The organism is Caulobacter sp. LARHSG274, assembly GCF_052871235.1.
This window is the reverse complement of record NZ_JBIXJO010000036.1, coordinates 1-10,682: the sequence shown is the minus strand read 5'-3', so window position 1 is coordinate 10,682 and position 10,682 is coordinate 1. Positions and strand designations below refer to the sequence as shown.

Genomic DNA, 10,682 nt, shown 5'->3' with positions numbered 1-10,682 from the left:
TGGAAGCGCCGCGAGGCGTGTAGCTTACTGGTACTAATAGCTCGATAGGCTTGATCGTTCTTCAGTCAAACCCATGACTGACGCTTTACAACATACCCAGACAGGCGATGTCTTCTTCACAATATGCTCGGGTGAGCTAATCCCTCACCCGACAGCATCCTTTTTGCTGACCTGGTGGCTATGCCGGGGGTTCCCCACCCGATCCCATTCCGAACTCGGTCGTTAAGTCCCCCAGGGCCAATGGTACTTCGTCTCAAGGCGCGGGAGAGTAGGTCGCCGCCAGGTCCGCTAAAAGGATGCTTCCTGTAGAGCTCACGCTCAAAGTCCAGAACCCTCCCAACACGATCACACCACTACCCACTTCGCCGCGGGGTGGAGCAGCCCGGTAGCTCGTCAGGCTCATAACCTGAAGGTCACAGGTTCAAATCCTGTCCCCGCACCCAAGATCTTACAGTCTAGCTTTCGACTGCGGCTTTGGCGCCACTCATAGTGGCGGTTCGGCCGCGGCGGCGCCCTGTCACGCGAAATTTTTTCGGCATGACCCGCTTCCCCGCGAGATTCTGCATTCAAACCCCGTAGCGCGTTCCTCAGATTTGCGTCATGAGAACGGGATGGAAGGATGCGGGTCGGCAACTGGCCCGCCTACGAGGTTTTGAGGATAAGATGGCGAACGGTGTCGTTAAGTGGTTCAACCCGGCCAAGGGCTTCGGTTTCATTCAGCCCGAGGACGGCGGCCAGGACGTGTTCGTCCACATCGCCGCGGTTGAACGCTCGGGTCTGTCGGGCCTGAACGAAGGCGATCAGGTGGCTTACGAGCTGGAAGAGGATCGCCGTTCGGGCAAGACCTCGGCCGGCAATCTGCGGGTGACCGGCCAGGGCGCGGCCCCTTCGGCCCCCCGTCGTCCTGCGGCGCGCGGCTTCGACTCGCCGCGCGGCGGTTATGACGCCCCCCGGGGCGGCGGCTACGGCGGCGGCGCCAGCGGCGGCGCGGGCGAAGCCGGCACCGGCGTGGTGAAGTGGTTCAACAGCACCAAGGGCTTCGGCTTCATCCAGCCGGACAACGGCGGCGGCGACATCTTCGTGCACATCTCGGCCGTGGAACGCGCCGGTCTGCGCGGCCTCAATGAAGGTCAGCAGGTCGGCTACGAACTGGAACAGGACCGCCGCTCGGGCAAGACCTCGGCCGGCAACCTGCGCATCCTCTAGGGATTGGAGATCCGGCCGAACGCGGAACGTTCGGCCGGCCCTTCAGCCCATGAAACAGGCCCCGCCGGGACCTTTCCTTCGTCGCTGAGACGGAGGCGGGGTTCCTGCGGGGCTTTTTCGTGCGCGCTCTCGCCGACCTGGAAAGGTATCCGGGTCGCGCTCCGAAAACCTCAGATCAGCCGCTGCTCGCGCTCGGCCGCCGCCTGGTTGACGGCCAGGGCGGTCATGTTGACGATGCCGCGGGCCGTGACGCTGGGCGTCAGCACGTGCAGCGGCCGGCTCATGCCCAGCAGCACCGGCCCGACCAGCAGGCCTTCGGTGGCGGCGCTGAGCAGGGTCAGGGCGATGTTGGCGGCGTCCAGGGTCGGCATGACCAGCAGGTTGGCCGAACCCTTCAGGGCGCTGTCGTGCACCAGGCGGTCGCGCAGGGCCTGGGACAGGGCGGCGTCGGCGTGCATCTCGCCGTCGACCTCGAGCTCGGGCGCCCGTTCGCGCACCAGGGCCAGGGCGTCGCGCATCTTGCGGGCGGTCGGCGAGTTGGACGCGCCGAAGCTGGAATGCGACAGCAGGGCCGCCTTGGGCGTCAGGCCGAATCGGCGCACGGATTCCGCCGCCAGCAGCGTCATTTCCGCCACCTGTTCGGCGGTCGGGTCGACATTGACGTGGGTGTCGCAGAAGAACAGCGTGCCGTTGTCGATGATGAGGGCCGACAGGGCGTAGACCCGGCCGACGTTCTCGCGCTTGGGGATGATCGGCAGCACATAGGTCATGTGCTGCCACCAGTCGCCGGCCCCGCCCACCAGGGCGGCGTCGACATGCCCAGCCTGCAGCAGCATAGAGGCCGAGACGGTCCGGCGGTTGGTCACCCGGCGCTCGGCGGCCAGGGGCGGCACGCCGCGGCGGCTGACCAGGCCCTGGTAGCGCTCGACCAGCGGGGCGAACAGGTCGGTGTCGGCGGCGGGGTCGAGGATCTCGACGCGGCCGCCCAGATCCAGGCGCAGGCCCATCTCGGCGGCCTTGGCGGCGATGACGTCGCGGCGGCCGATCAGCACCGGCGTACACAGGCCTTCGTCGAGCACGGTCTGGACGGCGCGCAGCACGCGTTCGTCCTCGCCCTCGGCATAGGCCACGCGCACGACCTGGGCCTTGGTCGCCTTGCGGGCCCGCTCGAACACCGGCCGCATCAGCTGGCCGGAGCGGTAGACGAACAGCTCCAGTTCCTGGCGGTAGGCGTCGAAATCAGCGATCGGCCGGGTGGCGACGCCGCTGTCCATCGCCGCGCGGGCCACGGCCGGGGCGATCTGCAGGATCAGCCGCGGGTCGAAGGGCTTGGGGATGATGTACTGGGCGCCGAACATCGGGGCGACGCCGCCATAGGCGCTGGCCACCACCTCGCTGGCCTCTGCCCGGGCCAGTTCGGCGATGGCCTCGACGGCCGCCACCTTCATGGCCTCGTTGATCTCGCTGGCGCCGACGTCCAGCGCCCCGCGGAAGATGAACGGGAAGCACAGGACGTTGTTGACCTGGTTGGGATAGTCGCTGCGGCCGGTGGCCATGATGGCGTCGGGGCGGGCGGCGGCGACCAGTTCGGGCAGGATCTCCGGTTCGGGATTGGCCATGGCCAGGATCAGCGGATTGGGGGCCAGCAGCGGCAGCCATTCGGCCTTGAACACCCGCGGGGCCGACAGGCCCAGGAAGATGTCGGCGCCGGCCAGCACTTCCGACAGCGTGCGGGCGTCGGTGTGGCGGGCGTAGCGGGCCATGTTGTCGAGCATGTCGGGATCGCGGCCGGCATGAACGACGCCCTTGATGTCGGTCAGGGTCACGTTTTCCACCGGCAAGCCCATCGAGACCAGCAGGTCGACGCAGGCCAGGGCGGCGGCGCCGGCCCCCGAGGTGACCAGCTTGACGTCCTTGAGGGTCTTGCCCTGGACGACCAGGGCGTTGCGGACGGCGGCGGCGCAGACGATGGCGGTGCCGTGCTGGTCGTCGTGGAAGACCGGAATGTTCATCCGCTCGCGCAGCTTGCGCTCGATGACGAAGCATTCTGGGGCCTTGATGTCCTCCAGATTGATGCCGCCGAAGGTCGGTTCCAGGGCCGCGACCACCTCGATGAAGCGGTCGGGATCCTCGGCGTCGACCTCGAGGTCGAAGACGTCGATGCCGGCGAACTTCTTGAACAGGACCGCCTTGCCCTCCATCACCGGCTTGCTGGCCAGCGGGCCGATATTGCCCAGGCCGAGCACGGCGGTGCCGTTGGAGATCACGGCCACCAGGTTGCCGCGGGCGGTGTAGTCGCGGGCGGTGTCGGGATCGGCGGCGATGGCCTCGCAGGGGGCGGCGACGCCGGGGGAATAGGCCAGGCCGAGGTCGCGCTGGGTCGCCATCCGCTTGGTGGCCTCGATCGCCAGCTTTCCGGGCCGCGGCAGACGGTGATAGTCCAGGGCGGCTTTACGGAAGTCCTCGTCCATCGGTGGGTCCTCGGTGACTGCGCAAGGTGAAGCGGCGCGGATCGTCTTATCGGCGTTGCGCGACCCGTCAGGGCCTAGCTACCGGTGTTGGCCGCTTATTCCAACCTTACGCCGCGTCGGCGCGCGTTTTTTGCCATCGATGACCCCGACCGCGCCGATCCGTGGTGGCTCACTAAGTAATAAAAGACTTATATAGCGCCTAACCCTTGGGCGCCGGACGCCGCCTGGCCGGGCGGTTGAGCTTCCGTGACGGTTCAGGGGGCCTGCGGGATGGACTTGCCGGCCGGACGGTTTCAGCTTCGCCGGCGACGCCGAGGGTTTAGAATGCAACGCCGGAACGCCGAGCCAGGAACGAGAGACGCATGAGCGGCCTGACGACCCACATCCTCGACACCGCGGCGGGCCGCCCGGCGGCGGGGGTCGGCGTGCGGGTCTCGGCCCGGCGCGACGGCGAGGTCAGGCTGCTGGCCGAAACCCATACGGACGCCGACGGCCGGGCCCGGCTGGTCGAGGGCGCGCAACTGAGCGCCGGCGGCTACCGGCTGGAATTCGCGGTCGGCGACTATTTCCACGCCGGCGGCGCGGCCGTCAGTGATCCGCCGTTCCTCGACGTGGTGGTCATCGACTTCGCCGTCGCCGATCCGGCCCAGCACCACCATGTGCCGCTGCTGGTTTCGCCGTTCGGCTATTCCACCTATCGGGGCAGCTGATATGGGCCCAGAACCACATCGGGCGGTGCGCTTCCTTTTGAACGGCGAGGTGGTCGAGGCGGCCGACGTCGATCCGACCCGGACGCTGCTGGAGCACCTGCGCGGCGCGCTGCGGCGGACCGGGACCAAGGAAGGCTGCGCCGAGGGCGACTGCGGCTCCTGCACGGTGCTGGTCGGCGAACGTGACGGCGAGCAGGGCGTCGCCTGGCGGGCCGTCAACAGCTGCATCCAGTTCGTGCCGATGCTCGATGGCAAGGCGGTGATCACCGTCGAAGAGCTGGCCAAGGATGCCCCGCACCCCGTGCAGGCGGCGATGGTCGAGCATCACGGCTCGCAATGCGGCTTCTGCACGCCGGGCATCGTGATGTCGCTGTACGCGCGGGCCATCGACGCCAAGGGCACGGGGGCGCCGGTCAGCGAGGTGCTGGCGGGCAACCTGTGCCGCTGCACGGGTTACGGGCCAATCCTGGCCGCCGCCGAAGCGATCCCGGATGAGGCCGCCCCGGATGTGGCGGAACAACTGGCCGACCTGCGGCGCGACTCGATGCTGGCGCTGGAGCATGTCGATCCGATCGCCGGCCAGACCCGACGCTGGTTCGCGCCGCGCGACCTGGACGAGCTGGCGGCGACCTATGCCGCCCATCCCGACGCCGTCATCGTGGCCGGGGCCACCGACATCGGCCTGTGGGTCACCAAGCAGCGCCGTCCGCTGGCCACCCTGATCGACATCGGCCAGGTCGCCGCCCTGAAGACCATGACCCGCGAGGGCGATTGGCTGCGGATCGGGGCGGGGGTGCGCTATGTCGACGCCCTGGAGACCCTGAGCGCCCTCTATCCGGACGTCGGCGACATGATGCGGCGGCTGGGCTCGACCCAGGTGCGCAACAGCGGCACGATCGGCGGCAATATCGCCAACGGCTCGCCCATCGGCGACATGCCGCCGGTGCTGATCGCGGCCGGCGCCCGGCTGGTGCTGCGCCAGGGCGACGCCCAGCGGACCCTGGCCCTGGAGGATTTCTTCATCGCCTACGGCCAGCAGAACCGGCGGCCCGGCGAGTTCGTCGAGGCGGTGCTGTTGCCGGTCCGCGTGGAACGGACCCTGTTCAAGGTGTTCAAGCTGTCCAAGCGTTTCGACCAGGACATTTCGGCGGTGTGCGGGGCGTTCGCCATCCAGATCGTCGACGAGGTCGTCACCTCGGCCCGCATCGCCTATGGCGGCATGGCCGGCACGCCCAAACGGGCCATGGCCTGCGAGGTTGCCCTGGTGGGGCGGCTGTGGAACCGCACCACCATTCATGCCGCCGTCGAAGCCCTGGCCGGCGACTTCACCCCCCTGACCGACGCCCGCGCCTCGGCGACCTATCGCGCCCTGGCGGCCGGCAACATGCTGCGCAAGGTCTATATCGAGTCCGCCCGGCCCGACCTGCCGACGCGCGTGCCGGAGGCGGCGCATGGCTGACTCCGCGTCCACGGTCGTCGAGCCCGTCGTCTTCCAGGGCGTCCACGCCTCGCTGCCGCACGACAGCGCCCTGCGCCATGTCAGCGGCGCGGCCCTCTATGTCGACGACCTGCCCGAGCCGGCCGGCCTGCTGCACGTCCATCTGGGCATGAGCGCGCGGGCCCACGCCCGGATCGTGTCGATGGACCTGGAGGCCGTTCGCGCCAGCCCCGGCGTGGTGGCGGTGCTGACGGCGGCCGACATTCCCGGTGAGAACGATGTCAGCCCGGTGATCCACGACGACAGGCTGTTCGCCGACGGCGAGGTGGTCTGCGTCGGCCAGAGCCTGTTCGCGGTCGCGGCCACCTCGATCGCCGCCGCCCGCGCCGCCGCGGCCAAGGCCGTGGTCGTCTACGAGGATCTGCCGGCCGCCATCACCATCGCCGACGCCCGCGCCGCCGACCTGAAGATCGAGGCCTCCCAGCGTATGGCGCGTGGCGACGCCGCCGCCGCCCTGACCGCCTCGCCGCGTCGTCTGCAAGGGACGATGGCCATCGGCGGCCAGGACCACTTCTATCTCGAGGGCCAGGTCGCCCTGGCCACGCCCGGCGAGGGCGGCGACGTCCATGTCTGGTCGTCGACCCAGCATCCCAGCGAGGTCCAGCACCTGGTGGCCCGCGTGCTCGCCGTGCCGCACACCAGCGTCACCGTCGAGGTGCGTCGGATGGGCGGCGGGTTCGGCGGCAAGGAGACCCAGGCCTCGCTGTTCGCCGCCGCCGCCGCCCTGGTGGCCGTCAAGACCGGCCGCCCGGCCAAGGCCCGTCCCGACCGCGACGAAGACATGGTCATGACCGGCAAGCGGCATGACTTCGAGATCGTCTATGAGGTCGGCTTCGACGACGAGGGCCGGCTTCTGGGCCTTTCCCTGGAGCTGGCCTCGCGCTGCGGGGCGACCACCGACCTGTCGCCGGCCATCAACGACCGGGCGATGTTCCATGCCGACAACTGCTACTTCCTGCCGGCGGTCGAGATCGTCTCGCACCGCTTCAAGACGCACACGGTGTCGAACACCGCCTTTCGCGGGTTCGGCGGACCCCAGGGCATGGCGGCGATCGAGCGGGTGATGGACGCCGTCGCCCAGGCCACGGGCCTGGACCCGCTGCTGGTGCGCCAGCGCAATCTCTATGGCGGCGAGGGGCGGAACCTGACCCCCTACCACCAGGTGGTCGAGGACAATGTCGCGCCGCAACTGCTGGAGCAGCTGGCCGCCTCCTGCGACTACGAGGCCCGCCAGCGCGAGATCGACGTCTTCAACGCCCGCAGCCCGGTGCTGAAGAAGGGCCTGGCTCTGACGCCGGTGAAGTTCGGCATCTCGTTCACCACCACCCACCTGAACCAGGCCGGGGCCCTGATCCACCTCTATGCCGACGGCTCGATCCTGCTGAACCACGGCGGGACCGAGATGGGGCAGGGCTTGTTCGTCAAGGTCGCCCAGATCGTCGCCGAGGCCTTCAAGGTCGATGTCGGGCGGGTGAGGGTGACCTCGACCGTCACCGACAAGGTGCCCAACACCTCGGCCACGGCGGCCTCGTCGGGCACGGACCTCAACGGCATGGCGGCGCTGAACGCGGCCAACACGATCAAGGCGCGGCTGATCGAATTCGCGGCCCGGAAATGGGGCTGCGACGAGGCCGAGGTCGTGTTCACGCCCGACGGCCTGCGGGCGGGATCCGAACTGATCCCGTTCGAGGTGCTGTGCCGCCAGGCTCACCTGGCCCGGGTGTCGCTGTCGTCGACCGGATTCTACGCCACGCCGAAGATCCACTATGACCGCGCCACCCATACCGGCCGGCCGTTCTACTATTTCGCCTATGGCGCGGCCTGCAGCGAGGTGGTGATCGACACCCTAACCGGCGAGATGAAGGTCACGCGGGCCGACATCCTGCACGACGCCGGCCGCTCGTTGAACCCGGCCATCGACCTGGGCCAGATCGAGGGCGGCTTCATCCAGGGCATGGGCTGGCTGACCACCGAGGAACTGGTCTATGGCGCCGACGGCCGCCTGCTGACCCACGCCCCCTCGACCTACAAGATCCCGACCTGCGGCGACCGGCCGGCGGTGCTGAACCTGTCGCTGTGGGAGCCCGGGCGCAATGTCGAGGCGACGGTCCACCGCTCCAAGGCCGTGGGCGAGCCGCCGCTGATGCTGGCCCTGTCGGTGCTGAGCGCGATCAACCGGGCGGTGGCTTCGGTGGCCGACCACAAGGTGTTCCCCGACCTGGACGCCCCGGCCACCCCGGAGCGGATCCTGATGGCGGTCGAGGACGTGAAGAAGAGGGCGGGTCTTGGTTAGGGCCGCGACCGACACCCTCTCCCAGAGGGAGAGGGAGAGGGGGCGTGAGCAATTGGGCTCGGCAATCCCTGGCGCGTCTGGCCGAAAACCAACCCGCCGCCCTGGTCACCATCCTGGCCACCGAGGGCTCGGCGCCGCGTGACGCCGGGGCCAAGATGGTGGTCTGGGCCGAGGGCCAGGCGGGCACGATCGGCGGGGGCAATCTGGAGCATCAGGTCGCCGACCAGGCCCGGCGAATGCTGGCGACCGAGGTGCATTTCGCCCTGCAGGACTATCCGCTCGGCCCGCTGCTGGCCCAGTGCTGCGGCGGCCGGGTGCGGCTGCTGATCGAGCGGCTGGACAGGACCGCCGTCAACTGGCTGACCGACGCAGCCCGACGGCTGGACGCCGACCAGGCGTTCGAGGTTCGCACCCGCTTCGATCCCGGCGCCCTGACCAAGACCATCGCCCCGCTCGCCGCCTCCAGTCCCGAGGGCGCGGCGATCACCCTGGCGGGCGGACCGGCGACGGCGCGCGGCGTGCGGCCGTCGCTGGGCGACGTCCTGATCGAACCGCAGGACCTGCCACGCCCGCCAGTGCTGCTGTTCGGGGCCGGTCATGTCGGCCAGGCGGTGGCGCGGGCCCTGGAGCCCCTGCCGTTCCGGCTGTCGTGGTACGACGCCCGCCCCGAGGCGGGTCAGATCCCCGGCGTCGTGGTGCGGCCGCCGGCCGAACTGGCCGCCGCCGCCCGGGAAGCGGGGTCGGACGCCTACCTGCTGATCATGACTCACGACCATAATCTGGACTACGCCCTGACCGCGGCCGCCCTGGCCGGGGGGCGGTTCGGCTATCTGGGCTTGATCGGGTCGGACACCAAGAAGGCGCGGTTCCTGGGCCGTCTGCGCCGGGACGGCTTCGGCGACGGCGCGGTCAGCCGTGTGACCTGCCCGATCGGCCTGCCGCACCTGAAGAACAAGGCTCCGGAGGTCATCGCCGTGTCGGTGGTCGCCGACCTGCTGATGCGGCTTGAGGCCGCCCGCCGCGAACGGACAAAGGATCTCAAGCTTGCAAGCCTATAGGGCGTCGATCTTCCACCTGGAGGACGACCCGAGCACCATAGATGGAGAGGCGCACGCCTTCCACGCGGACGGCCTGCTGCTGGTCGAGGACGGCCGCGTGGTCGCCTGCGGCGCCTATGCCCACCTGGCCGACGAACTGGGCGACACGCCGGTCGAGGACCTGACCGGCAAGCTGATCACGCCCGGCTTCGTCGACACCCACATCCACTTTCCGCAGGTCGACATGATCGCCGCCCATGGCGAGCAGCTGCTCGACTGGCTGGAGCGCCACACCTTCCCGGCCGAGGCCGCCTTCGCCGACCGCGGCCACGCCGAACAGACCGCGGAGTTCTTCGTCGAGGAGCTGCTGCGCAACGGCACCACCAGCGCCCTGGTGTTCGGCTCGGTGCATCGGGTCTCGGTCGAGGCGCTGTTCGCCGCGGCCCTGAAGCGCGACATGCGGCTGATCGCCGGCAAGTCGCTGATGGACCGCAATGCGCCGCCGGGCCTGACCGACACCGTCGAGACCGGCCGGGCCGACATGGAAGGCCTGATCGCCGACTGGCACGGCAAGGGCCGGCTGGGCTATGCGGTCACGCCCCGCTTCGCGATCAGCTGCAGCGACGCGCAATTGGCCATGGCCGGGCAGGTGCTGGCCGAGCATCCGACCGTCTGGATGCAGACCCACCTGTCGGAGAACATCCGCGAGATCGTCGACACCGCGGTGCTGTTCCCGGACGCCGCGGACTATCTCGACGTCTATGACCGCTTCGGCCTGGTCGGCGACCGCTCGGTCTTCGCCCACGGCGTCCATCTGCAGGGCGACGCGTTCCAGCGACTGGCCAAGGCCGGCTCGGCCGTCGCCTTCTGCCCGACCTCCAACCTGTTCCTCGGCTCGGGGCTGTTTCCGCTGGAGAGCGCCTGCGCCCATGGGGTCAAGGTCGGGATCGGCACCGATGTCGGCGCCGGCACCAGCTTCTCGGTGCTGCACACCCTGGGCGAGGCCTACAAGGTCGGCCAATTGCGCGGCGAGTCGCTGGACCCGCTCCACGCCTTCTACCTGGCCACGCTAGGCGGGGCCCGGGCGCTGGGGCTGGAGGACGAGATCGGCAGTCTGGAGCCGGGCAAGATCGCCGACTTCCTGGTGCTGGATCTGGCCGCCACCCCCTTGCTGGCGCGACGGCTGGCGGCGGCCAAGACCCTGGAGGACCGGTTGTTCGCCCTGATGGTGCTGGGCGACGACCGGGTGGTCGAGCGGACCTTCGTGGCCGGGGTGGAGCGGCATCGCCGCTAGTGTCCCGGTTCAAAAGTTCGCCAACTCAGGATTGCTCGACGGGCGCGTTGTAGACGCAGAACCGCTCGATGGATGCGAGGATGTCGTCGGCGGACTTGGTCCAGCGGAACGGCTTTGGGTCGGCGTTGTGGCGGTTGATGAAGTCTGAGATGTCGGCTTGGAGATCGGTGACG

7 protein-coding genes, 1 tRNA gene, 1 rRNA gene and 1 pseudogene are annotated in these 10,682 nt (G+C 69.3%); 9 read left to right on the top strand and 1 reads right to left on the bottom strand.

What is annotated here, in order from left to right; translation table 11 throughout:
* Window positions 1-170: 170 nt before the first annotated feature.
* The 4 genes and pseudogenes from rrf (at window position 171) to ACIPQB_RS25970 (ending at window position 1,206) form a co-directional block, all read left to right on the top strand.
* Window positions 171-285, top strand: a 5S ribosomal RNA gene (gene rrf / locus ACIPQB_RS25985).
* An 81-nt stretch (window positions 286-366) separates the two neighbouring features.
* A tRNA-Met gene (locus ACIPQB_RS25980) sits at window positions 367-443 on the top strand.
* Window positions 444-663: 220 nt separating this feature from the next.
* Window positions 664-867, top strand: a pseudogene (locus ACIPQB_RS25975) (cold-shock protein); the annotation flags it as partial.
* A 141-nt stretch (window positions 868-1,008) separates the two neighbouring features.
* The gene (locus ACIPQB_RS25970) at window positions 1,009-1,206 is read left to right on the top strand and encodes a cold-shock protein (RefSeq protein ID WP_026171987.1); all 198 of its coding nucleotides are present in this window, start codon (window positions 1,009-1,011) and stop codon (window positions 1,204-1,206) included.
* A gap of 170 nt (window positions 1,207-1,376) precedes the next feature.
* Here ACIPQB_RS25970 and ACIPQB_RS25965 read toward each other — a convergent pair whose 3' ends face one another.
* Window positions 1,377-3,677, bottom strand: a complete 2,301-nt coding sequence (locus ACIPQB_RS25965; RefSeq protein ID WP_446488140.1) for an NADP-dependent malic enzyme — start codon at window positions 3,675-3,677, stop codon at window positions 1,377-1,379.
* A 362-nt stretch (window positions 3,678-4,039) separates the two neighbouring features.
* On the opposite strand from ACIPQB_RS25965, the gene uraH reads away from it, so the two are divergent.
* Genes uraH through guaD form a run of 5 tightly spaced genes read left to right on the top strand, consistent with a single transcriptional unit; the run spans window position 4,040 to window position 10,509 of the window.
* Window positions 4,040-4,387, top strand: coding sequence for a hydroxyisourate hydrolase (uraH, locus tag ACIPQB_RS25960; RefSeq protein ID WP_446488139.1), 348 nt, complete (start codon window positions 4,040-4,042; stop codon window positions 4,385-4,387).
* Between the two features lies 1 nt (window position 4,388).
* Complete coding sequence (xdhA, locus tag ACIPQB_RS25955; protein WP_446488138.1) at window positions 4,389-5,846, top strand: xanthine dehydrogenase small subunit; 1,458 nt, start codon at window positions 4,389-4,391, stop codon at window positions 5,844-5,846.
* The gene (gene xdhB / locus ACIPQB_RS25950; protein ID WP_446488137.1) at window positions 5,839-8,178 is read left to right on the top strand and encodes a xanthine dehydrogenase molybdopterin binding subunit; all 2,340 of its coding nucleotides are present in this window, start codon (window positions 5,839-5,841) and stop codon (window positions 8,176-8,178) included. Before xdhA ends, xdhB begins: the two co-directional genes overlap by 8 nt.
* A 44-nt stretch (window positions 8,179-8,222) precedes the next feature.
* Entirely contained in the window at window positions 8,223-9,236 is a 1,014-nt protein-coding gene (gene xdhC, locus ACIPQB_RS25945; protein ID WP_446488136.1) for a xanthine dehydrogenase accessory protein XdhC, read from the top strand.
* Window positions 9,223-10,509 carry a guanine deaminase gene (guaD, locus tag ACIPQB_RS25940; RefSeq protein ID WP_446488135.1) on the top strand — a complete coding sequence of 429 codons (1,287 nt, stop codon included), beginning with the start codon at window positions 9,223-9,225 and terminating at the stop codon, window positions 10,507-10,509. The genes xdhC and guaD overlap by 14 nt, the downstream gene beginning before the upstream one ends.
* The last annotated feature ends 173 nt before the right edge of the window (window positions 10,510-10,682 follow it).

Coding starts and splice junctions, on each gene's coding strand:
- ACIPQB_RS25965 (WP_446488140.1), bottom strand. CDS start 3,677: ATGGACGAGGACTTCCGTAAAGCCGCCCTGGACTATCACCGTCTGCCG.
- uraH (WP_446488139.1), top strand. CDS start 4,040: ATGAGCGGCCTGACGACCCACATCCTCGACACCGCGGCGGGCCGCCCG.
- xdhA (WP_446488138.1), top strand. CDS start 4,389: ATGGGCCCAGAACCACATCGGGCGGTGCGCTTCCTTTTGAACGGCGAG.
- xdhB (WP_446488137.1), top strand. CDS start 5,839: ATGGCTGACTCCGCGTCCACGGTCGTCGAGCCCGTCGTCTTCCAGGGC.